The 21,443-nt window shown below is 70.3% G+C and carries 20 protein-coding genes and 2 pseudogenes; 7 read left to right on the top strand and 15 right to left on the bottom strand.

Annotation, left to right across the window (positions count from 1 at the left end; translation table 11 throughout):
* Nucleotides 1–158 precede the first annotated feature (158 nt).
* The 6 genes from FNV62_RS41635 to FNV62_RS41610 all read right to left on the bottom strand — a co-directional run bounded on the left by FNV62_RS41635 (nt 159) and on the right by FNV62_RS41610 (nt 4,112).
* Nucleotides 159–701, bottom strand: coding sequence for an FABP family protein (locus tag FNV62_RS41635; RefSeq protein WP_097287118.1), 543 nt, complete (start codon nt 699–701; stop codon nt 159–161).
* Between the two features lie 356 nt (nt 702–1,057).
* Nucleotides 1,058–1,633 (bottom strand): hypothetical protein, encoded by a 576-nt coding sequence (locus FNV62_RS41630; RefSeq protein WP_143628998.1) that lies wholly within the window; start codon nt 1,631–1,633, stop codon nt 1,058–1,060.
* 121 nt (nt 1,634–1,754) lie between these two features.
* The gene (locus FNV62_RS54780; protein ID WP_186003158.1) at nt 1,755–1,937 is read right to left on the bottom strand and encodes a hypothetical protein; all 183 of its coding nucleotides are present in this window, start codon (nt 1,935–1,937) and stop codon (nt 1,755–1,757) included.
* On the bottom strand, nt 1,934–2,302 hold the full coding sequence (locus FNV62_RS41620) for a BlaI/MecI/CopY family transcriptional regulator (protein WP_097287115.1): 369 nt from the start codon (nt 2,300–2,302) through the stop codon (nt 1,934–1,936). The genes FNV62_RS54780 and FNV62_RS41620 overlap by 4 nt, the downstream gene beginning before the upstream one ends.
* Before the next feature lie 78 nt (nt 2,303–2,380).
* Nucleotides 2,381–2,965, bottom strand: coding sequence for a class I SAM-dependent methyltransferase (locus tag FNV62_RS41615; protein WP_225900564.1), 585 nt, complete (start codon nt 2,963–2,965; stop codon nt 2,381–2,383).
* A gap of 295 nt (nt 2,966–3,260) precedes the next feature.
* Complete coding sequence (locus FNV62_RS41610) at nt 3,261–4,112, bottom strand: helix-turn-helix domain-containing protein (RefSeq protein ID WP_205522471.1); 852 nt, start codon at nt 4,110–4,112, stop codon at nt 3,261–3,263.
* Between FNV62_RS41610 and FNV62_RS58125 the strand changes: the two are divergent.
* Nucleotides 4,089–5,683 (top strand): annotated as a pseudogene (locus FNV62_RS58125) (amidase). The gene FNV62_RS41610 and the pseudogene FNV62_RS58125 overlap by 24 nt on opposite strands.
* Nucleotides 5,684–5,695: 12 nt before the next feature.
* On the opposite strand, the gene FNV62_RS41600 reads toward FNV62_RS58125, so the two are convergent.
* From FNV62_RS41600 to FNV62_RS41580, 5 genes are all read right to left on the bottom strand, one after another.
* Nucleotides 5,696–6,709, bottom strand: a complete 1,014-nt coding sequence (locus tag FNV62_RS41600) for a helix-turn-helix domain-containing protein (protein ID WP_143628992.1) — start codon at nt 6,707–6,709, stop codon at nt 5,696–5,698.
* Nucleotides 6,710–6,763: 54 nt separating this feature from the next.
* Nucleotides 6,764–7,408: a class I SAM-dependent methyltransferase gene (locus tag FNV62_RS41595; protein WP_143628990.1), complete on the bottom strand. Its 645-nt coding sequence runs from the start codon at nt 7,406–7,408 to the stop codon at nt 6,764–6,766.
* A 113-nt stretch (nt 7,409–7,521) separates the two neighbouring features.
* Entirely contained in the window at nt 7,522–8,787 is a 1,266-nt protein-coding gene (locus tag FNV62_RS41590) for an MFS transporter (RefSeq protein WP_143628988.1), read from the bottom strand.
* A 153-nt stretch (nt 8,788–8,940) separates the two neighbouring features.
* Nucleotides 8,941–10,332, bottom strand: a complete 1,392-nt coding sequence (locus FNV62_RS41585; RefSeq protein WP_143628986.1) for an amidohydrolase family protein — start codon at nt 10,330–10,332, stop codon at nt 8,941–8,943.
* 60 nt (nt 10,333–10,392) lie between these two features.
* On the bottom strand, nt 10,393–11,220 hold the full coding sequence (locus FNV62_RS41580) for an Atu4866 domain-containing protein (RefSeq protein ID WP_225900563.1): 828 nt from the start codon (nt 11,218–11,220) through the stop codon (nt 10,393–10,395).
* Nucleotides 11,221–11,567: 347 nt separating this feature from the next.
* Between FNV62_RS41580 and FNV62_RS41575 the strand changes: the two genes are divergently transcribed.
* The 4 genes and pseudogenes from FNV62_RS41575 (at nt 11,568) to FNV62_RS41560 (ending at nt 13,944) form a co-directional block, all read left to right on the top strand.
* Nucleotides 11,568–11,834 (top strand): Atu4866 domain-containing protein, encoded by a 267-nt coding sequence (locus tag FNV62_RS41575; RefSeq protein ID WP_054230195.1) that lies wholly within the window; start codon nt 11,568–11,570, stop codon nt 11,832–11,834.
* Between the two features lie 86 nt (nt 11,835–11,920).
* A complete protein-coding gene (locus FNV62_RS41570) occupies nt 11,921–12,127 on the top strand; it encodes a hypothetical protein (RefSeq protein ID WP_143628984.1) in 207 nt (68 codons plus the stop codon).
* 487 nt (nt 12,128–12,614) lie between these two features.
* Nucleotides 12,615–13,501, top strand: a pseudogene (locus FNV62_RS41565) (SigB/SigF/SigG family RNA polymerase sigma factor).
* Nucleotides 13,502–13,539: 38 nt separating this feature from the next.
* Complete coding sequence (locus tag FNV62_RS41560; protein WP_143603507.1) at nt 13,540–13,944, top strand: DUF1003 domain-containing protein; 405 nt, start codon at nt 13,540–13,542, stop codon at nt 13,942–13,944.
* 13 nt (nt 13,945–13,957) lie between these two features.
* On the opposite strand, the gene FNV62_RS41555 is transcribed toward FNV62_RS41560, so the two are convergent.
* Both FNV62_RS41555 and FNV62_RS41550 read right to left on the bottom strand, forming a co-directional pair.
* Nucleotides 13,958–14,440, bottom strand: a complete 483-nt coding sequence (locus tag FNV62_RS41555; RefSeq protein ID WP_375336849.1) for an ANTAR domain-containing protein — start codon at nt 14,438–14,440, stop codon at nt 13,958–13,960.
* Between the two features lie 70 nt (nt 14,441–14,510).
* Entirely contained in the window at nt 14,511–15,425 is a 915-nt protein-coding gene (locus FNV62_RS41550; RefSeq protein WP_143628982.1) for a MerR family transcriptional regulator, read from the bottom strand.
* Between the two features lie 96 nt (nt 15,426–15,521).
* Here FNV62_RS41550 and FNV62_RS41545 point away from each other — a divergent pair, with 96 nt between their 5' ends.
* On the top strand, nt 15,522–17,042 hold the full coding sequence (locus FNV62_RS41545) for an alpha/beta hydrolase (RefSeq protein ID WP_143628980.1): 1,521 nt from the start codon (nt 15,522–15,524) through the stop codon (nt 17,040–17,042).
* Between the two features lie 483 nt (nt 17,043–17,525).
* On the opposite strand, the gene FNV62_RS54775 is transcribed toward FNV62_RS41545, so the two are convergent.
* Together FNV62_RS54775 and FNV62_RS41535 are read right to left on the bottom strand one after the other, a co-directional pair.
* Nucleotides 17,526–17,663, bottom strand: a complete 138-nt coding sequence (locus FNV62_RS54775) for a hypothetical protein (protein WP_205522470.1) — start codon at nt 17,661–17,663, stop codon at nt 17,526–17,528.
* Between the two features lie 200 nt (nt 17,664–17,863).
* Nucleotides 17,864–20,032 (bottom strand): hypothetical protein, encoded by a 2,169-nt coding sequence (locus FNV62_RS41535; RefSeq protein ID WP_164331840.1) that lies wholly within the window; start codon nt 20,030–20,032, stop codon nt 17,864–17,866.
* A 298-nt stretch (nt 20,033–20,330) separates the two neighbouring features.
* Between FNV62_RS41535 and FNV62_RS41530 the strand changes: the two genes are divergently transcribed.
* A complete protein-coding gene (locus tag FNV62_RS41530; RefSeq protein WP_143628978.1) occupies nt 20,331–21,245 on the top strand; it encodes an RNA repair domain-containing protein in 915 nt (304 codons plus the stop codon).
* Nucleotides 21,246–21,443: the final 198 nt, after the last annotated feature.

Below are 21,443 nucleotides of genomic sequence, written 5' to 3'. Positions count from 1 at the left end.
CGAGAATCCGGCCGCATGGCAGGCAAGCCCGGAGACGTTCAGGAACGCGCTGACGCAGGCGTTTCCCGATGTCTTCCTGGAGACGCCCAGTTGCCGAACCCGAGTGACGCGCCCCGCACCACATCTCAGCGGTACTGCTCAACCACCTCGCCGCGCGCCTATGCCGTGCGCCGCAGCGTCGCCGAGAGGTGGTGCTGCAAAGGCTGCCCCATCGCCGCGAGCTCGTGGACGAACGTGAGCGTGTCGTCGTCGGTCAGGACATAGGTCCGGCGGGTTGCGGTGACCTCCTTGGCCGTGGGTGTGAGGGCCACCTCGTGGGTGGAGAGGTCGACCGTGTCGTCGGCCGCCCGGCCGACAGCGATCTCGGCGATGCCGGTGGGCTGGGTGATCAGTGCCTCCACCCGGCCGTCGGGCTGGAGCCGCCACCAGCCGCTCTCCCGAGCCGACGGGCGCAGCGGTGCGCCGTCGACGTCCAGCAACCAGGCCCGGGCCTCGTACCGGAGGAAGGGACGGCCGTCGTGGCTGAAGGTGACCTCCTGCGCGTACGCGAACTCCGCGGCGAGCGTGGGATACCCGCCGTGACCCCGCCCGTGCCAGGTTCCCAGGAATCCGATCACCGGTGTGAGAAGCGCGTGCGGGGTGGGCGCTTCATCCGATCGGCGGACGTCGGGGTACGGATACTCCGGTGCGGGGTCGAACACGGTGTGCGCTCCTGGGATCGGGTCCGGTGCCGGGCCGAAGCCTAGGCCGTCGATGTCGCTCCCCGCGGCGACGGCGCGAAGGACTGTCCGCCGACCCGTCACTGCCGGCAGTCCCGGGGGCACGCGATCTCGTCCACGGACGCGGTGGACAGCACGGTCACCGCGTACAGGGACGACGCCCAACCAGCCTTGGCTGTACGTACGTTCACGCAGCGACTCAGCTCCAGGCGGCGCGGCGCGCGGCGGACCACGTACGCCAGACATCTCGACCTCCGCCGTTACGACCGTGCCCGAACTCACCGTCCGACGTCGAACCGCGCCCTCCCCGCGGCAAGACCACGGTCGTGTGTCCGGGCTCAGCCCGTGCTGGTGGACTTCGTGCCGGACGGGGTGATGGCGTACCACGTCTTGTTCTTGGCCTGGCCGTTCGTCTGTCCGGCCTGTGTGTCACCCACGTATCGGTACAGGGGCCAGCCGCCGAGGGTGAGCTGTTTCATGCCGTTCCGGTGGACCGTGCCGAGCAGGCTCTTCTCGACCCCCATGGTCTGTACGGAGTCCTGCACAATGACGGGGATCCACGTCTTCGTGCACTCGCCGGCGCACGTCCACTTGGACGGATTCGCCTCGTCCTTGTCGTAGCGGTAGAGGGTCATCCCCTTGTCGTCGGTCACCACGTTGCCGATGCCGCCCACCGTCTTGGCCATCACCATGGTGGTTGTCGCCGGGTGGCCGCCGGCGGCCGGTGCGGACGGCGTGGATTCCGAGGCGGTCGGAGCAGAGGTCGCGGACTCCGAGGCGGCCGTGGCGACCGGAACGGCGTTGCCGGGGCTCGTACCCGTGGAGGCCTTGTCCATCGAGTTGCCGCACGCCGCCAGAAGGAACGCCGAGGCGAGCCCTGCGGCCGAGAGGAGGACGATGCGTCGCTGGATCACGGAGTTTCCCTTCGGCGGTCGTTCTACTTACTCCCTTAGTACGTGGGGTAACTCCCGCCCGCTCAGCCACCGGTGGCACATGGCGAAGCCTTGACCGTCTGCGACGGAGAACTCAGGAAGTTCAGTTGGCGGCCGGCCGACGCCGGTCGGGCAGGCGATCAGAGGCCTGCCCGTGTTCCGGTACGGCGCCGAGCTGTTCCGGCGTGAGCTCGCGGAAGGCCGCCTCGCTGATCACTGTCCGGGCGCGGCGGCCAGGGAGGCCCACAGTCACCGTGTACCCGACCAGGACGGGGGCGGCGTTCACGACTTCGTCTGTCGGTCCATGTTTCGCAGAGCTCTGCGCAGAGCGGCCACTTCTTCCTGCGACATGTTCTCCACGAAGTGGCGCAGCGCGGTCGAGCGGTCCTTGCTCTCCCCCAGGCCGTCCTCCATGAGTGCGGCGGCGTAGGCCTCACGGCTGCGGACCGGCGCGTACAGCCAGGCGCGACCCTGCATGCCCCGCAGCAGCCAGCCCTTCGTGTACAGGATGTTGGTGACGGTCATCACCGTGGTGTACGCGATGGGGCGGGTCTTGTTGATGTCGTCGACGACCTCGCGCACGGTCGCCGGACGGTCCCACGTCCAGAGGCGATCCATGATCTCCGCCTCGAGATCCCCCAGCCGCCGCATGGCCCGGCTCCCTCACACCACCGAATACGTAGGGCCATAGTAGACGGCTGACGTGACGCATTTCCGTGGGCGGCGTGCTCAGCGGCCCTTGACGGCATGCAGCAATGTGACGCCGAGCCATGGGCCGCCGTACCAGTACCCGGGGCCGAGTCCGCGCAGTGTGCCTTGGCCGATGTGCGCGGCGTACTTCCTGGCCATGGGCCAGAAGTCGGCGACGATCAACCGCCCGCCCGGGCGCAGCACCCGCATGGCCTCGTCCACCGCGCGGTATCGCGCCTCGGACGAGGGGATGTTGTGGATCGCCAGCGCGCTCGTCACGACGTCGAAGGAGCCATCGGCGAACGGCAACGCGGTCATGTCGGCGGTACGTACTTCCACCCGGTCGGCGACCCCTGCCGCGGCGGCGTTGGCGAGCGTGACTTCGGGCCGGTTGCCGCTCTGGTCCTTCCCGGACCACAGGTCCACGCCCACGGCGTGTCCCGTCGGCAGCCGCCTGGCGGCCTCGATCAGCACCGCACCGCGACCGCACCCCAGGTCCAGCAGTTGCTCGTCACCCTTCAAGCCGGCCTGGTCCAGCTCCCGCCTCCAGATGCGCAGCTTGCCGTGCAGTGTGGTGTGCAGGTAGATGCCGGTGCTGGCCAGCAGTACCGTCCCCGCGGTCACCGTCGCGCTCCGTCCCGACCGCCACCGGCCGGCGGCCAGGCAGCAGGCCGCGCCGACGGCGCCGAGTGTCGCGGGGAACGCTGGAGCGTCTACGCCGTACCGCGGCTGTTGAAAGCGCGGCCGTGGGGAGTCATCCCGGTTCTTGGACATACGCGCAGTGTCACAAGCTCAACTGCCGGGCGGCTTGTAGAAATGTTCCCCCGTGGCCGACGTGCCACCGGCCTCGCGCCTGCCGGGTGCAGACGGTCGGCTGCCGACGGTCGGGTACGGATCGTCGGGTCAGGGCATCGTCGGGTCAGGACTCGGACAGGTACTCGGGGGCGGCCCACGCCACGTCGTCGACCGCAAGCCACGGCGCGACCGCGACGGCTGTGGGCGTCACACCGGCGAAGGCCATGACGTCCCTATGGAGGTGGGACTGGTCGACGTAGCCGATCTCCGCCGCCACCCGTGCGGCGCTGTGACCCGCGGCCAGCCGGTGGGCCGCGTGGTCGAAACGGACAAGCTGAGCGGCGCGCTTGGGGTGGAGACCGATCTGGGCTCGGAACCGGGACCACAGTCGCTTACGGCTCCAGCCGACCTCGGCTGCCAGCCGCTCGACCCGAACCCCTCCCAGGTTCGTCACCATCTGCCGCCACACGAAGGCGACCTCAGGATCGATCGCTCGGCCTGCCTCGTGACGTCGAACGAACGCCGCCTCGGCGATCGCGAACCGGTCGTCCCATGACCTGGCAGCGTGCAGTTGCTCTTGGGTTCGCGCGGCATCGCGGCCCCAGAGGTCGTCGAGGGAGACCATCGTCCCGCCCAACTCCGAAGAGGCGCCCAGCACGGCGTGCGCGACCACCGGCGACAGCCGCACCTGCAGGCACTCGATGTCACGGCCGCGTCCTCGAAGGCCGCTGGGCACGAGCCCGACGACGACACTGCCGTTCTGCTGCCGGCCGTCGATGTCGTCGACGGTGAACGGCTCGTCGCCGAGGCTGAGGGCCACCGTGACAGCCGGGTACGGGATGACGCTCAGGTCGAAGAACTCCGTGGTACGAGCGCGGAATCCGGCCATGCTGACCCCTGGCAGCAGCCCGGGACGGGACGGGGTGGCGATGTCCCACACCGCCGCAGCGTCATGTGCCGAGTCGGCGGATCGCATGTCGCCAAGCTACGCGACATTCGTCCAAGACGGGATGTCGCGGACGCGACGACACTGACGGCTTCCGCAAGCACCGCGGACCAGAAGGGACCGCCCGTGATGCGCTCACCGATTGACCCGCTCAACCCGTTCAAACCGTTCGACCGGTTCGACCCGTTCACGTCGGCCGTCGAACTCGCCGCAGCCATACGCCGAAAGGAGGTGAGCCCGGTCGAGGTGGCCGACTGCTGTCTCGAGCGGATGGACCAACTCGACCCCCGGCTGAACGCCTTCTGCCACCGGGCCGACGACGACGTCCGCAAAGCCGCGTCCGCCGCGGCTGATGCGGTGGCGCGGACCCCGTCGGCCGATGACCTTCCGCCGTTCCACGGCGTCCCGCTGCCGATCAAGGACCTGCTCGACGTGGCCGGATGGCCCACCACTCATGGGTCCGCCGCCGCCAGGCGGGCGCCGGCCGCGGCATCGGACCCGGTCGTGCAACGGTTCGTGGACGCGGGGTTCATCCTGCTCGGCAAGACCACCACCTCCGAGTTCGGTGCCCTGCCCTTCACCGAGAACGAGGCCCTGGGCATCTCGCGCAACCCGTGGGACCCGGATCGCGCGCCGGCGGATCGTCGAGCGGAGCGGGCGCCGCCGTCGCCGCCGGGATGGCACCGATCGCGCACGCCGAAGACGGCGGCGGGTCGATCCGCATCCCCGCGTCGTGCAACGGCCTCGTAGGGCTCAAACCCACCCGCGGCCTCGTCACCAACGCGACCGTCAGCGTGGAAGGTCTCGGCACCAGCGGCGTGCTGACCCGCACGGTGGCGGACACGGCCGCAGCCCTCGATGTACTTGCGCGGCATGATCCGGCCGCGTGGTGGTCACCCCCGACCCCGCACAGGTCCTTCGCCACCGCGATGCGGACGGACCTGCCGACCGGGCTGCGGATCGGTGTGCTCACGGACTCCCCGATCGACGGAATCCATGTGCACCCGGCGTGTACTGAAGCAGTCACCGTCACTCTTCGGGCGCTCGATGCGGCCGGTCACGACATCGTCGACACTCGCCTTCCGCTCCCCCCGACCGACGAGTTGGTGGCGGCGTTCACGACCATCTGGAACGTCGGCGGCAGCGGGATCGTGCTCGCGGACCCGGACCGTGTCGAGCCGCACAATCGTGCCCTGCGTGACGCGGCACGAGCGATCGATTCGTGGTCCTACGCGGAAGGAGTGAGGAAGACCCAACAGTTGTCGCGGCGCATCGTCGAGGGCTTCCTCGCCGGCTTCGACCTCCTGGTCACGCCCACGATGGCGTGCCTCCCGCCGCTCACCGGTGCCTGGCGGGCAGGCTCCGCCGACGATCCCCTGATGCCACTGCTGAACAGCTACCCGATGGGCGTGTTCACGTCGGTGTTCAACGTGACTGGCCAACCGGCGATCTCGATCCCCATCCACCACGACGACGCCACCGGCTTGCCCGTCGGCGTCCAGATCGTCGCCGCACCGTGGCGCGAAGACCTCCTGCTCCAGGTGTCTCGCACCCTCGAGCTCGCGCATCCCTGGGCCGATCGCCGCCCGCCCGTCAGTTGAGCAGGGAGGCCGTCAGTCCATCGGGGACCGGCCGAGCGTCTGCTCCCGCTCGTGCAGGGCCTGGAGCCGGTACTCCCTCGGGGAGAGCCCGTACGCGGTGCGAAAGGCGCGGGTGAACTCGGAGGCGCGGGGAAAGCCCCAGCGGGCGGCGACGGCGTGGATCGGCGTGGTGCGCAGCGAGGAGTCGGCCAGGTCGCGGCGGGCGTTCTCCAGCCGCCGCCCGCGGATCCAGGCCCCGACCGTTTCGCCCTGCGACTGCTGCTGAAAGATCCGGTACAGGTAGCTGCGGGAGATGTGGTGCGCGGCGGCGATCGCGGGCGGCGTCAGCTCCGGGTCGTGGAGATTCTGCCGGATGAACGCCTGGATGCGTTGTGCTGTGACCCGCTGGTGGGTCTCCTCCGGAAGGGCGGCCTCCGCGTCCAGTACCTGGGCGAACCAGGCCGACACCAGGTCGAGTACGACCGTACCCAGGCGTGGCGCGTCGGAGGGCTGAAGGGCTTCGGCCTGCCGGTCCAGGCCGACGAGGAATTCCGTCAGCAGAGCGCCGGTACCCTCCCGCCCCGACAGCCCCCGGCCCAGCAATTCCCGGACCCGGTGCGGCGGCAGGGGCAGCAACGCCTTGGGGAAGTCCACGCCGACCCCCTTGACGGCTCGGCGATCCCGGTCGTCCGCCGGTCGGAGGTCGTACGGCCGCGAGCCGTCGACCATGTGCAGGTCACGTGGGCCGAACGTGTCGGTCCGTCCGGCGTGCTCGAGAGCCAGGTCTCCATCGAGCAGCAGCGTGAGGTGGTACAACTCGGGGTCGGACCGGCGCACCATTTTTCCGCTCCGCCGGTAGCGGGTCGGCAGGAACGACGACGGCCATACGGTCACCGGCCCCAGCTCCATCAGCCGGTACTCCGCCCAGTAGTCGGCGGTGTGGGCACTGATCAGGTCGCTCGAGCGCGTCCGGCCGACCAGTTCCCGCCAGTACTCGAATCTGTCCTCCGCAGGCACGTCCTCGCTGCGGAACACGGTCCCGATCATTCCGTCCCATCTCCCCTGGCCCCAGGGCCATGGCCGCCCGTGCCGACAGCTGAGCTACTTGGCTGCGCGCATCAGCAGATGGCCATGGCGGAACTGGCGTTCCTCCTCGCGCGGCGCACGCAGCATCCGGCCGACCTCGACGAACCCGGCCTCGCCGGCCAGCCCCGCGAGGTCGTCGATCGGCCATCGGTACGCCCTCACCACTTTGTGGTCGAACGCCGTGACCGGATCACCCTCCGATTCGAAGAAGGCGAGCGAGAGGTGGCCGTCGGGCGCGAGTATCCGCCGGAACTCGGCGAAGTACGAGGGCAGCTCCCGCGGTGGGGTGTGGATGACCGAGTAGTAGGACACGATGCCGTTCAGCTCGCCGTCGGCCAGGTCCAGGGCGTCCATGGAGCCGACCTCGAACCGCAGGTCCGGGTATGCCTCGCGGGCGAGACCGATCATCACCGGCGACAGGTCGACGCCGAAGACGTCCAGTCCCAGGTCCCGCAGGTGCGCGGTGATACGTCCCGGGCCGCATCCCAGCTCCGCGACGGGCCCGGCGCCGGTGGTCCGTACGAGGTCGGCGAACGCGGCGAGCATCGCGCGATCCAGCGGAAGAGCGTCGAGATCATTACGGAAGAGTTCGGCGTAACGGACTGCGACGGCGTCGTAGGCGTCCGCTGTCGCACCGAGATGCGAGGAGGGTTCAGCCACAGAGGAGGGTTCAGTCACAAGCGAGGACACTAGCTCGTCGCGCGGGGCCGTCTCCTCGTGGGCAGACAGGAGTTGGTAGAAGCGCTGTTCCATGCGATGGGGGCACGTGCGGGTCATCGGGTGCGGTGGTGGCGGAGGGCCGGCAGGGCCAGGAGGATGCCCAGGACGAGCGCGGCGGAGACGACGCGCAGGATGCCGCCGAAGCCGAGGGCGGTCAGAGCTCCGGTGAGCTGCGGGCCCAGGCTGGCGCCGATGAACATGCTGCATCCGTAGAGGGCGACGGCCGCGCCGCGGGCGTGCGGGGCGGTGGCGTTGATGGTCTCGACGACGGCGGGTGCCGCTGCCGCGACGGCTGCCACGAACAGGAGTAGCGCGAGGGCCAGCGGCACGGTGTGACCGCCGAGGAAGGAACCGGCCGCGACGGTGAGGGCGGCCAGCGCGAACGCGAGGACCGCGCGCAGGGGTGCGGCCAGGCGCTGGAGCAGGCGGGCGAGTACGGGGATGGCGACGAGGGCGGGCAGCGCGCTGGCCCGGAGGGCGAGGATCGCGGAGGAGTTCCCGGCGATGCCGGACGGTCCGGCGATGGCCACCGCCGTGTAGATGGCGACGAAGGAGGACATCAGGACCACGGTCGACAGGTAGAGGGCGACCATGCGCGGCCGGCCCAGTAGTCGGGGCATCGCCGCGAACGCCTGGCTCAGCCCGCCGCCGGTGCCGTGGCGGAGGGTGGGCCGCAGGACGCGGCGCACCGGGATCAGGCTCAGGGCCATGAGGGCGGCGCTGAGCCAGAAGGCCGCGCGCCAGCCGAGCCCGGCCGCGACGGCCTGGGCGCCGATCTGCAGGAGCACGGCGGCAGCGAACATGCCGCTGGTGATGCAGGTCAGGGCGGTGCCGCGGCGTTGTGGCGCGATGTGGTGGACGACGTAGGAGAGCGCGGAGGGCGCGAAGGTCGCGGCGGTGAGTCCCTGCAGGCCGCGGAGGGCGATGGCCGTGGGGAGGTCGGGGGCGGCGCTGACCGCCAGGGTGGCTGCCGTGGCGGCCACCAGCCCGGTGGTGATCACGGCGCGCGAGCCGTAGCGGTCGGACAGCGGACCGGCGAGCAGAAATCCGGCGGCGTAGGCGAAACCGAACGCCGTCGCCGTCCAGGTGACCTGCTCCGGTGCTGTGCCGAGCGAGGTGGCCATGGGGTGCAGCAGGGCCAGGACGGTGTACATCTGGCCGACCATCAGGACGCCGAGTGCGGTCAGCAGGGCGATGGTCGGGGCGGCGGGCGCCCAGGAGGACGGCTGGTCAGGGGTGCTGGGCGCGGTTGCTGCGGCGGGCCCGGGGGACGTGGTGGTAGTGGGATGGGGGGACGTGGCGGGAGTGGGGTGGGACATGGGAACTCCAGAAGGGGGCGTCTGGTCGCCGCCCCGCGGGTTTGCGCGCGGCACGATCGGCCGATGGCACCACCGGGATCGGGTGGGTGCCCCCGGCCGTGGGAGGAACGGCCGGGGGACGATGGAGGGAAGGGGCGGGTGGTGGGGAGATGCTCAGGCGGCCGGGGTGTTCAGCACGTACTCGCGCGAGGCGTGCACCTCGCTGCGCAGGGCGGCCAGGTTGACGTCGAGGACCTGTCCGTCCCACTTGCGGGGCTCGCCGTTGATGAGGACGGCGGTGATGTTGCGGGCGTCGGAGCCCAGCACGAGGGTGCCGATGGGGTCGTTGAGGGGCATGTTGTTGAGGTCCTCGGCCTGGACGACCAGCAGGTCGGCCTTCTTGCCCGGGGTGAGTGAACCGGTGACGCCGGCCAGGCCGTTGGTGCGGGCGCCCTGGAGGGTGGCGAAGTCGAGGACGTCGTGGGTGGTGATGCGCGAGGGCTGCTGGTCGGTGCCGTGGACGGCGTTGACCGCGCGCATCCGCTGGATGGCGTGCAGGGCCCGCATCTGCGTGAACATGTCGCTGGCGAGGGCGACTTCGACGTCGATGCTCAGGCCCGGGCGGATGCCGACGGACAGGGCCTCGTCAATGGCGGGGATCGCCGTCTCGAGGCCGATCTGTGCGTCGGACGTGGGGGCAAGGGCGACCGTGGTGCCGGTCTCCCCCATCGCCTTCCACGCCTCGGCGGTCAGTCCGGTGGAGTGGATGAGGGTGACGTCGGGGCCGAGAACGCCGTCCTTGGCCCAGCGCAGGACCGCTTCGGAGGAGGACGTGCCGAAGACGGCGTCCACGCTCACTCCGATACCCAAGTCCTTTGCCACCCGAGCGAGTTCGGGACCGTAGGCGAGTGCCGGTCCGGCGATCTCGTCGGTGGCCAGGGTCGCCAGGCGCAGCGTGAGCAACTGGTCGTCGCTGCTGAAGTACTGGTCCTTGATACGGGTCAGGTCGCCGGGCCACTGCCGGTCCCACTCACCGAAGTGCGGGCCCATGGAGGCGTGCACGCCTCGGATTCCGGTGTCGCGGAGGGCCCCGATCGCGGCGTCGGAGTGCTCGCGGGTGCGGGAGTTGTGGGAGAAGTCGAGCATGGTCGTGATGCCGCTGTCGATCGCGGTCAGGGCGGCCAGCCGGGTGCCGATGTACATGTCCTCGGGCCGGTAGACCGTGACGTAGCCGGCCAGGGTGGCCATGACGTAGCCGCCGAGGTCGTCGACGTCGGGCATGATCCGGCGCAGCTGGGCCTCCCAGGCGTGCCGGTGGGTGTCGACGAAGCCGGGGGTGAGGATCGTGCCCGTGGCGTCGACGACCACCGCACCGTCAGCGGTCAGGTTCGCCCCGATCGCGGCGATGGCGTCACCCTCGACGAGGAGGTCGCCGCGGTCGATGACGCCGAGGTCGGGGTCCATGGTGACGATGGTCGCGCCGGTGAACAGGATGCGCCGCCGGTCGGCGGGCCGACGCCGGAGCTCTTCGAGTACGGCGGCGCTGGTGGTGTCGTTGACGTTCATGAGGGGCCTTCTTTCGGTACGACGGAGAGGGCGGGGGATGAGCGGTGGGAGCGGGGAAGGTCAGCCGAGCTTCATGACGTAGCCCGCGTGGTGGAGTTCGTCGCCCTGGAACTCTCCGTAGGCCCAGAAGCCGAGGTCGTCCAGGTAGTCGATGCGGTCGCCGTCGATCCAGTACCGGCCCTGGTAGGCGTGCGGGCGGCCGCCCCGGGTCTCGTCGTAGCGGCCGTCGGCGGTGAGCTCCTGGTGCAGGAAGTCGTGTCTGTCGATCCAGACGCCGACGCGCGGGCTGCCGGTCAGGTCAGCGGAGGCCGGGACGCCCGCCTCGGGGGCGGTGGCCCGGCCGGGGGCGTCGGTGCCGGCCCACAGGACGGGCCGGCCGGCCGCGACGAGTGCGCGGACCTGCTCCGGCCGCGTCATGAGTGTGGCCATCGCGCTCGGCACGTCGGCGGCGAGTTCGTCGGGCACCACCAGGAAGTCGGAGGTGTTGCCCGGGGTCAGCGTCGCGACGTACTCCGACCGGTGGCTGCGGCCGCCGGCCAGCGCGACGGTGTCCACGACCGCGGGGGCGATGGTCATGCCGGTGCAGTCGACGACGATGGCGTTGTCGTCCCCCGCCGCGGTGACGATGGCGGGGCCGACCCCCACCACCAGGGAACCGACGAACAGCAGGTCGGCGCCGGTCATGGTCCCGATCAGCGGGTCCGTCGTCAGGATGCGGGCGTTGGTGAAGAGGACGGGACGCCCTTCGTCGTTCGAGAGGATCTCGTCGAGGGCGTCGGGGTTCCAGCTCACCGTGTCGGGGTCGGGGTCGGGGTCAGGGGCAGTGCCGGTGCCGGTGTCGATCTCGGTCTCAGTGCCGGTGTCGGTGCCGGTGTCGGTGATGCTCATTGCGTGCTCCTCGGTGGAGTCGGCTCATCGGTCCGCCCGATGCGCGAAGCGAGCGCCGGTGCAGGTCCGAGGCGGATGTCCGGCAGCTACCGCGGCTGCCTGACCACCAGGTTCGTCGCGTGAGCGAGTCGGAACCAGGCCGCCGTGTCCCCAGGTGTCGGGCACCCACCCTCCGTCCCGCCGTGTGCGACGGAGGGGGCATGCGACGGTCTCGGACGGCACACGCCGCTGCCGCCCCGCACGAAGGACTCGGCCGCCAGCGATACTGGGTGCGCGGCACCCAGGAAGCCCTCACCTGGGGAGACGGCGGCCTGGTTGTCACCGGCCGCCGGGCGGACCGTAGAGCCATGACCAGCAACGACACGCCCCGCGACCCACACCCGTACGTCGGGATGTGGGTGACCGCGGACGGCTTCATCCGCCAGGAACTGCTGCCGAACGGCCGCTACGACGAGGCTCGCGGCAACCGCCGGAGCGCCTACACCGGCAGCTACACCGTCACCGGCAACCACCTCGACTACGTCGACGACACCGGCTTCACCGCGACCGGCGACGTCCGCGATGGCGTTCTCTTCCACGAGCACCTGGTGCTCTACCGCGAGTCTCGGCCATGACCATGTCCACCAGCCGGAGCCGGTCCTGCGGACCCAGCACCACGGGCACTTCATCGACGTCGCCTCGATCGGCGCCCACCAGGGGTGTGACCGCGTCCGAACTCGCCGAGTCCCTCTCCGAACCCGAGGGCCGCGAGAGGATGCGTATCTACCGGAGCGTCGCCAACCCGGCCTCGTCCGTCGCGGCGGCGATCGCGTGCGCCATGGACCAGCCTGCCAATGTCGATGTCGATGTCGATGTCGATGTCGATGTCGGCGAGATCATCGTCCGTCCCACGGCCGGTCGGACCTGAGCCTTTCGGTTGTCCCGTCCCCTCCGAGCGGTGGGGACGGGACGGTGTCGTCGGCTCACGCGGGCATCGAGGCCGCGTTGTGCCCGGGCGCCGGACGGTCGGTCCGGGAACGGAGTTCCGCGAAGGCAGCCGCGGTGGCAGAGGCGGGCTCGGCCTGGTAGACGACCAGTTGCTGATGCGGAGCACCGTTGACCGTGGGAGGACTTTACAGAGCACGGCGACGCCCGGGCGACAGGTTCCGTACGGCCATCCGTCAGGTTCTCTCGTTCGACCGAGTCCAGGCCGCGCCCAGCATGTTCTCTGCCCGCGTCCCGTAGGTAGACCCGCATGGCGGAAACCCTGTTTGAAAGTGGGCTGTCCGGGGAGCCGTCCGGTGTGCTTCAGACCGGAGGCACGCCCGTGGGAGCAGCTTTGGCTGCTCCCCAGTGCGCTGCGGTCGACCGGCTCCCACGGTGAGTGATGCCACTGATCAGGGAGGCACGTACCCATGACGTACCAACGCACGCAGAGCCCGGGAAGCACCCGACCCTACGACGACGCGCCGGACACCGACGCCGCGTTCCGCCGTATCGCCGCCCTGCGGGACGGCCCGGAGAGGTCCGCGCTGCGGCAGGAGGTGGTGTGCGCCTGGATGCCGATGGCCGTACGGCTGGCCCGGCGCTTCCGCCATCAAGGTGAGACCTTCGAAGACCTCAAGCAGGTCGCCTAACTGGGCCTGGTCAAGGCGGTGTCCCGCTTCGACCCGAGTCTCGGTACCGCCTTCCAGGGCTTTGCCATACCGACGATCCTCGGCGAGGTGAAGCGGCACTTCCGTGACGAACTCTGGGTCGTGCATGTGCCGCGGCGCGTACAGGAGCTGCGCGGCCAGGTCCGCTCGCCGACCATGAGCTGTGCTCTTCGCTGGGCGGAGGTACACCCGCGGTCCACGAGATCGCCGCACACACCGGTCTGACCGAGGCAGAGGTACGGCTGGGCCAGGAGGGGCCGGAGCCCTTCACCGCCCGGTCCTTGGACGCCGTGCCCGGCCGCTCCGAGGGTCACCCTCTGGCCGACACCCTCGGTGGCATGGAGCCCGGCTTCGACCGGGTCGTGGACCGTGAGGCGCTCCGACCCCTGCTACGGGCGCTGCCCGAACGCGAGCGGCAGATCCTGTACATGAGGTTCTTCTGCGAGATGACACAGGCTCGCATCGGCCTACAGCTCGGTGTCTCTCAGATGCACGTCTCTCGTCTGATCACCCGCACCTGTGCACGTCTGCGCGACCAGGTGACGGCCGACGTCCACAATCCCAGGGGGCATCGTGACGACGTCGCGGCTGCACGGGCGACAATCGGGCTGACGGGGCCCCACGAGGCCACTGTTGCCGTCGGTTGACTCCGAGGGCACTCCTATTCCGCGAGAGGCACGCTGCGATGAGCGAGCAGGACAACCAGGCCACACACCATCCCGCAGTGGTCGCGCACCACCAGAGCCGTGCCGAGGACGTCCAACTGCGTATCGCCGATGCCATCACCAAGTTCGCCGGTTCCATGCCGTTCGTCTATGCCCACGCGGTCGCTTTCGCGTTGTGGATGCTGTTCTTCGAGGCCAACCCCTGGCCCACGTTGACGCTCGTGGTGTCACTGGAGGCGATCTTCCTGTCGGCGTTCGTCATGATCGGCCAGAACCGGCAGGCTGCCTTCCAGCAGATCAAGGCAGATCACGATTTCGTCGAGCAGGAGTTGGAGCTCAAGACCAACACCGAGCTGACCCGTGCGATCCATGCCATGACCACGGAACTCCACAGCCGTTTGATCGAGGACCTCGCGGAACAGTAGCGGGGCCGGGTGCTCAGGCGCCCAGGCCGTGGAGGGGTTCGGAGTCGTCGATGAAGGCCCGGGCCACGTCGGACAGGCGCCGGTTGTGGGAACGGGCATGGCCGCGCAGGGCGGTGAAGGCCTGTTCCATGTCGATGCTCTGGCGTTCGGAGAGTTTTCCCTTGGCCTGTTCGATCAGTACGCGGCTGTTCAGCGCAGTCTGCAGCTCTTCGTTGAGGACGGTGCTGCGCCGGCTGGCACGTTGTTGCAGCAGGCTGATGGTGGCGACGTCGGCCAGGGCCTGGGCGAGCGGCGTGGCGGCCAGGTCGAAGGGGCCAGGGGTCGCACGGAAGAGGTTCAGGGCACCGACGGTCTCGTCCCGCAGGCGCATGGGCAGGGCCTGGACGGCCCCGAACCCGCTGCGGTGGGCCGCCGTGCACCGCCGACGAACGCGTCCGCGAGTGAGATGTCGACCTTGAGTTGGTGGATTGTGCGTCCTGGTCGGCGAGCCCCGCAGGGCGCCCGTGCCGACCGTTGCCCGGGACGGGCAAGGCCCTGGTCTCCAGCCGCCGGGGAAGGCACCCGGTTCAGACCGCCGGCCCGGCGGTCTGGGTGTCCAGCGCGGCGCAGAGCCAGTCGTGCGCGGCGCCGGCGGTCGGTTCCGACGGACTGGACAACTCGGCCGTGAGTTCCCAGTAGCGGTCGATACGGGGATCAGCGGCCAGCACCCGGCTGAGTCCCCGGCGGAAGGCAGGAGTGTCCCGCGTGCCGCGTGAGCGGGCATAGGCGGAGACGAAGCAGTCGAGTGCCTCACCCTCGTGCGGTGGCCGCTGTGCCCGCAGTTGCGGTGATGCCAGCGCGTACGCCTCGACAAGACCGTCGTAGAGCACGGCCGGGCGGCCCCCGTCGGGCCCGTGTGCCGCGGGCTGGCCGTGACCGGTGCCGGGGCAGGGGGCGGAGACGAGGGCGTGCAGCCGGGTGAAGGCCAGCACCTGGGACGGCGTCGGGCCTTCGGGGAGCTGGGGAACTGCGTGTTCGACGATGGCGGAGACCAGCCGGGCCGGGAGCCGCGGCGGCAGCCAGCGTCGCCAGAAGCGTGCCAGCGCGGCCGTGCTGGGCGGGACGGACACGGCGCCGATCAGCCGCAGCCGCTCGGCGCGTTCCTCGGGGGCACAGTCCTGGAGTAGTTGGAGGGCCGCCTCCTGCCAGCGCAGGGCGGCCAGCCGCGAGCCGATCTGCCGCAGCTGCCCCGCGACGACGTCCTCCAGGGTGTCCTCCTGATCGAGGACCCGGCCTACTTCGGGGACCGGCAGGTCGAGGGTGCGCAGGGAGCGGATCAGGTGGAGCCGGTCGAGTGCCTCGGGGCCGTACCTGCGGTGGCCGCCTGCGCTGCGGGCGGCTTCGGGCAGCAGACCACGGTCCGAGTAGAAGCGGACGGTCTTGACGGTGACGCCCGCGTGCTCGGCGAGCTCTCCGATGCTCCATGTGCTTTCAGGGCCCACGACTTGAACCTCCCTCAGGGGGAGTTCCTACCGTACCGACGAGCGCGGACGGCCGGTACGGACGGCCCCGCGACCACGGCGTGCGAGGAGACATCGATGACGGCATTCATCCTGGTGGCGGGCGCCCACACCGGCAGCTGGATATGGCAGGCGGTGGCCGATCGGCTGCGGGAGTCGGGGGCACCGGCGTATCCGGTGACGCTCACCGGCATGGGTGACCGCGGCCATGCGGCGGGACCTGACACGGACCTGGAGACGCACATCCACGACCTGCTGCGGGTGATCGACCGGACGGACGCGGCAGAGGTGGTGTTGGTCGGTCACTGCTACGGCATCTACCCGGTGCTCGGCGCAGCCGACCGGCGCCCGGAACGGATCGCCCGGATCGTCCACCTGGATGCCGGCATGGCTCAGGACGGCGATCAGGCCCTCACCCTGGTGCCCGACCAGGCGGTCCGCGACCGGCTGCTGCACCGCGCCGGGCCGGCCGATGACGACTGGCGGATTCCCCCGCCGACGCTTGGGGAGTGGCAGCGCTGGGGCAGCGTCGCCGGCCTCTCGCCCGCCGTGCTGGCTCGGCTGGCGACACGCGCCGTACCGCAGCCGGTGGGCACGCTCACCCAGCCGCTCCGCCTGTCGAAAGCGGTCTCCGAGCTGCCGAGGACCGGCGTCCTGTGCACCGCCAACGGTTCGAGCATCGCCATGGTCGAGGCCCTGGTGGGACTGGGGGACCCGCGCTTCCAGGTGCTCACCGACCCCCGGGTGAGCTTCTTCGAACTCGACACCGGGCACTGGCCGATGCTCTCCCGCCCCGACGAGGTGGCCGAGACACTGATGCGGGCCGCCGCGGGAGAAGGGCACCGGGTGGCCGCGAAGGTGAACGAACAGCCGGCTCACCTTCGCCCCTTCGTGATGGAGGTACCGGAGCGGCCTCGCGAGCGGGTGGGACGGGTCGATCTCCACCTCCCCGACGACCTCGCTGAAGCCGACCACCCGCGGCCGGCGGTGGTGTTCGTGCACGGTGGCCCGGTCCACCCCGACGTGCGGCCGACTCCGCGGGACTGGCCGGGCTTCGTCGGCTACGGCCAGTACGTGGCGGGTTTGGGGGCCGTCGGCGTGACGCTCGACCATCGACTGCACGATCTCGCCGACTACGGTCGGGCCGCCGAGGACATAGCCGAAGCGGTCGACCTCGTACGGGCCGATCCGCGCGTCGACGGGGATCGCGTGGCGCTGTGGTGCTTCTCCAGTGGCGGGCTGTTGTCGGCGGACTGGCTCGCGGCGCCTCCGCCGTGGTTGCGGTGCGTCGCGGCGAGCTATCCGATACTCGCACCGCTGCCGAACTGGGGCCTCGTCGATTCCCGGTTCCGCCCGGCGGACGCGGTGCGTACCGCGGGACGGTTGCCGATCGTGCTGACCCGGGTGGAGCTGGAGCGCGCGGAGATCGCGGTGACGGTCGAGGAATTCCTGGCCGCCGCCGAGAAGTGCGACGCCAATGTCGAGGTGATCGACGTTCCGCTCGGCCACCACGGTTTCGAGACCATCGACCGTACCGAGCAGGCGCGCGACGCCGTGGAGCGCGCGGTGCGCTCCGTGCTGGGGCACCTGCGGCGCTGAGAAACCCCTCGACGAGCCGACCGAGGCACTGCCGGGACCACCTGGGCGCACCCTTGCCGGGGTGCCCCTCCATGACCTCACCGTGGAGCACGAAACACGGATGGTGCCGACCGAGAGTCGGCCAGCACCATCCGTGTGTGTAAACGTTGATAGCACTCAGCGCATTGAGCTTGGACGCCGGTCGACATCCCTCACAGGGGTGGTGCTCTCTGGTTCCGGCCTTGTCGAGGGCCAGGGTCAAGGGCCCTGTTGATTCCGGAGCACGAATCCCTCCCTCTTCGGGACGCTTTTCACCGAAGGGCTTCACAGGGCCCAGTGGCGGAAGGCTTCGATCCATTCGGCGCCCTCGGGCGGAGGGTCGGGCAGCGGGAGGTCTCGCAGGAGGCGGGGATACGCAGCAGAAGGCGGCGGCAGCTCCAGTTCGCGTAGTACAGGTGGGCGTCGTAAAGCTGCTCGACGAGCTTGGTGGGATCGCCGTGGAAGTCACCCCCAGTGATATTCGTTGACGAAGCTGGTGGAGGTGATCCGGGCCCGCGTAGCCAGCGCTCTCACCTGGGCGATCTCGGCCTCGGTCAGCGGGCGGTCGACGGCCAGGAACTCGTAGTACTGGTACTCGCTCACGGCGCGGCAGCCTACCGGCGCGACGGGAGCACGCTTGTCTTCGGCTTCGCTGCCGGAATGATCACGGCTTGGCGGATGGCCTCGCTTGAGGCAACCATGACACGAGCCCCACAGGCGGAGTCCATCAAGGCAGCCGGTATCCCTGTCATGCGGTCACTCTGCCGTCGACCTCGCCCTTGAGCGCCGGGAGCGCCAAGTCCTCAGCGGCGCCGCCTGCCGCCCCGTCTGCCGTTCTCTCGGTGGCCGCGCTGCTGAACAAGGCCGACGTGGGCCTTGTGCTCCCGGGGCAGACGCTCGGCGAGGGCCTGAAGGTCCGCGAGGCCCTCCCGGTCCGGGTGACCGGAGGCCAGAGCCGCCCGGAGGGCCTCTTCGGCCTCGCGACCTTGTTGGCGTAGTACTTCCCTCACCCCGTCGGCGCCGGTCGCCTCACAGAGCTGCAACAGGCTCTCAGCGACCATGAGCAGGCTTTCCGGCTCCGTGAGGTCCTCGGGGGTGAGAATCTCCCGGCGTGCCAGGAGGCTCAGCGCGGTGGGAGCCAGCCAGGAATCCGAACGCAGGCTTCGCAGCAGGAGCTCCCCGTCGTCGAGCGATGAGACGAGGACGTCCAGCATGGCCTCGGCCCGGGTACGGAACGGCATGGTCCGCACCGCGTGGACGAGCTGCTCCAGCGCCGCGGACCGGTCGCCGTGGACGGCGATCCACGCGGCGAGCTCCGCCCGGGCGGACTCTGGATCGTAGTGATCGGCGAGGACGCCCAGCAAACCGGCCGGCGAGGCCTGGGCAAGCTCGCCGATCAGGGGTGCATCCCGGCCTTCGGCCAGCAGCCGACGGCGCACGGAGTCCGTTCCGAGGTCAGTGAGACGGATCAACTCGACCGGGCCCGAGCTCAGTTCGGACTTCAGTTTCCGGGCCCGCTGGGTGTCCTCGTCATCCAGCTGAGCGTCCCTCAACAGGGCGTCACCCGACAGGGTCTCGTCCGGCAGGGCGTCGTTCAGCAGCCCGGCAAGTCCGGTCGGCATCCCTGGCAGTATGCCGGACGGCGTCTCGAGGTCGTCATCGCCCTCGGTCGGTATTCCGGCCCACCCCTCGAGGTCGTTCTCGCTCATCGCCAGATCCGCAAAGACGGGGTCAGCCATCCCTTGGTGGCACTCGATCGCCCCCAGGTCCTCCAAAACACCCAGCACGGTGCGTAGATCGTCATCGGCCTGTTCGAACCCGATGGAGTCCGTGGCGAAGCCCTCGAGCGGGGAACCCGAGCGGTAGGCGAGGTGGACGCTGTCCCGCAGCCCGGGCCAGGGCATGGGGTACGGCAGGCTGTAGAGGGTCGCCAGTACGTCGGGCAGGACGACGTCGCACATGTCGTACTCGACGAACAGCACGGATTCTCCGTGCCTGCCGCCGCGCCCGCGCCGCACTGGGCTGGGCAGCTCGCGGAACGCGTCGAACGCGCGCCGCCACAGTGCAAGCGGGTCGTTCAGTACAGGCTCAGCCTTGGCCACCGCGTACAGCCTCCCCTTGGCGACTCGTATCAGCCTGGCTGTCTTCGCCCACTCCACAAGGAGGTTGAGGCGCGGCAGGTCCGCGGACGAGCGGACCGCGTCCGTGTCATCTCCGGTGTTCAGCCGCTCTACGAGTTCCCGGGCATCCGACAGACGCAGCCTTCCGGAACCGGTGAGCGTTCTGCGGTCGCGCCCGGCCCACTCGGCCAGCTCGCGCAGCTGCCGCAGGACCGGTGACCGGCCGGCCTGCTCCCGCAGGACATCGTCGCCCGGGAGCGCGACCGGGAGCTGAGGCTCGGACCGTACCGGCCCGGAACTCCGCCTGTGCCGCTCGACGATGGTCTGAAGCACCTCCGGGTCGTAGGGCACCTCGCCGCCCTGTGCACGCCCCACGAAGTCCTGCAACGCCTGCTCGTCGTGGACGTCGACGCCCTGCTCCGCGGCGGTGGTGATCCAGAACTTCGCCAGGCCCCAGAGGCTGCGGTCGGCCATCGCCGCCGCGTAGCGGGGCGCCGCCGCGTCGACGGCCTCCAGCACCTCGGGCAGGGACGCCCCTCGGGGATCGGCAAGATGGACGTCGTCCAGATACCGCAGCAGGCACCGCAAAGTGCCTGGCGCATCGACGGGCTCCTCGTCGGGAAGTACGGTCACCGTCCACGGAACCCAGTCGAGCAGGAACTCCTCGATGTGCGGCTGGTCCCACAGTCCCAGCCTGCCGTCCGGCGTACCGAGATGGCGGTAGTCCAGCGCGGCTTCGACGACGAACGGATCGGCGTCGATCCCGTTCTCCCGGGCCCACTGTTCGAACCGGTGGACAAGAAGACCACGAACCGCCTGGTACTCGTTCTCCTCCGCGGGATTGAAGATCATCCGCATGGTTCCCGCTCTTGTCTTTCGCAGGGCTCTGTCTCGTTGCCCACGCTACCGGCCGCGACGAACAAGCCGGTCCCAGAACCGACAGGACGCCGAGAAGAGGTACGCCACGCTGCCGCGGGTGCTCACCGCACACGCGCACCGGCTCTCCTTGCCGTCCCCCGTCAGGCGCACCGCACCTGATGCGTCGCGGTGCGAGCGGAACAACCGTCGAAGGCAGGGTGGGCGCCACCCTGGAGGAAAGAGGGCGGCACCCTGGAGGAAGAGAAGGTGTGAAGGCGGGCGAGGAGGCGTGATGCGGACCAGCGACGAGATCTATCACCGGGTCCGCTGGGACCCGCGGTTCGACCCGGGCCGGTTCGTGCTGGGGATCAGCCAGCGCGGGGATGCCCTCAAACGCATCCCGCTGTCTTCCTTCGTGCCCGGGGGCGACATCCCGTGGCACCGGGTGGTGTTCATCGAGGCGGACGGCGAGGTGGTCTGGGACCGGGCCACGGGTGTGGACCGCATCGACGCGTCGGGCGCCGGCCGGGTGCGGGACCCGCAAGCGGACCTGGGCTTCGACACGAGCTCCGGTAGGCACGAGCCCGCCGACGTCCTCGACGTGTCGCCGACGGCCCGCACTGCGGTGGCCTGGATCCCGCCTGCGGAGCTGTGGTCGCCGATCCAGGACATCCGCCGGGACTACGATCCGCAGATCCACCGCTGGCCGCCGCACGTCAATGTGCTCTTCGGCTTCGTGCCGGAGTCCGACTTCGAGCGGGCGGCCCCGCTGCTCGCCGCGGCGACGGCCGAGACGCCGGTCTTCACCGCCCGACTGGACGGGGTGCGCACCTTCCGGCACAGGGCGTACTTCACCGTGTGGCTCGACCCGACGGCGGCCGGCAAGGCGCCGTGGGCGGATCTGCACCGCGTACTGCGGCAGCGGTTCCCGCTCTGTCGTGGGCCCTCCAAGAACTTCACCCCACATCTGTCCCTGGGCCGGACCCGGGATCCGCGGCGCGTCACCGCCGACTGCGCCACCCGGTTCGACGCCATGACGGCGACCGTCTGGGACCTCGTCCTGCTCTCACGCAGGGGCGACGGGCCGATGCGGCCACGGGCCACGGTCGCCCTGCGCACGGGAGAGGTCCGCCGGCTGCCCGAGCCCGGCCCCGAAGCGCCGGGCCCGGAAGACACGGCCTGGCTCTCCGAGATCACCGACAGGTGAGGCACATAGCCAGGTGAGACAAAGTCTCGACGACGGCCGAACGCGGGCTCAGTCAAGCCTGCGCGTCCTGTACGCCGAGAACGGCCGTGAAGGCGTGGAGGCAGCCGCCACCCCGGAATCGGCGGCGGTGTCCACCCGGACGGGCGTGGGGACCCCGGGCGGGTCGGCGACGGCACTCTCGCTCAGCAGGGACAGCGG

Source organism: Streptomyces sp. RLB3-17 (assembly GCF_007113425.2).
GTDB classification, from domain to species: domain Bacteria; phylum Actinomycetota; class Actinomycetes; order Streptomycetales; family Streptomycetaceae; genus Streptomyces; species Streptomyces mirabilis_D.
This window is presented reverse-complemented; position numbering and strand designations above follow the sequence as displayed.

What these genes read in the sequence shown, in the direction of transcription:
- FNV62_RS41620 (WP_097287115.1), bottom strand. Translation starts at nt 2,302, where the DNA reads ATGCGGCGGCTGGGGGATCTCGAGGCGGAGATCATGGATCGCCTCTGG.
- FNV62_RS41610 (WP_205522471.1), bottom strand. Translation starts at nt 4,112, where the DNA reads ATGCGATCCGCCGACTCGGCACATGACGCTGCGGCGGTGTGGGACATC.
- FNV62_RS41600 (WP_143628992.1), bottom strand. Translation starts at nt 6,709, where the DNA reads ATGATCGGGACCGTGTTCCGCAGCGAGGACGTGCCTGCGGAGGACAGA.
- FNV62_RS41590 (WP_143628988.1), bottom strand. Translation starts at nt 8,787, where the DNA reads ATGTCCCACCCCACTCCCGCCACGTCCCCCCATCCCACTACCACCACG.
- FNV62_RS41585 (WP_143628986.1), bottom strand. Translation starts at nt 10,332, where the DNA reads ATGAACGTCAACGACACCACCAGCGCCGCCGTACTCGAAGAGCTCCGG.
- FNV62_RS41580 (WP_225900563.1), bottom strand. Translation starts at nt 11,220, where the DNA reads ATGAGCATCACCGACACCGGCACCGACACCGGCACTGAGACCGAGATC.
- FNV62_RS41575 (WP_054230195.1), top strand. Translation starts at nt 11,568, where the DNA reads ATGACCAGCAACGACACGCCCCGCGACCCACACCCGTACGTCGGGATG.
- FNV62_RS41560 (WP_143603507.1), top strand. Translation starts at nt 13,540, where the DNA reads ATGAGCGAGCAGGACAACCAGGCCACACACCATCCCGCAGTGGTCGCG.
- FNV62_RS41545 (WP_143628980.1), top strand. Translation starts at nt 15,522, where the DNA reads ATGACGGCATTCATCCTGGTGGCGGGCGCCCACACCGGCAGCTGGATA.
- FNV62_RS41535 (WP_164331840.1), bottom strand. Translation starts at nt 20,032, where the DNA reads ATGATCTTCAATCCCGCGGAGGAGAACGAGTACCAGGCGGTTCGTGGT.
- FNV62_RS41530 (WP_143628978.1), top strand. Translation starts at nt 20,331, where the DNA reads ATGCGGACCAGCGACGAGATCTATCACCGGGTCCGCTGGGACCCGCGG.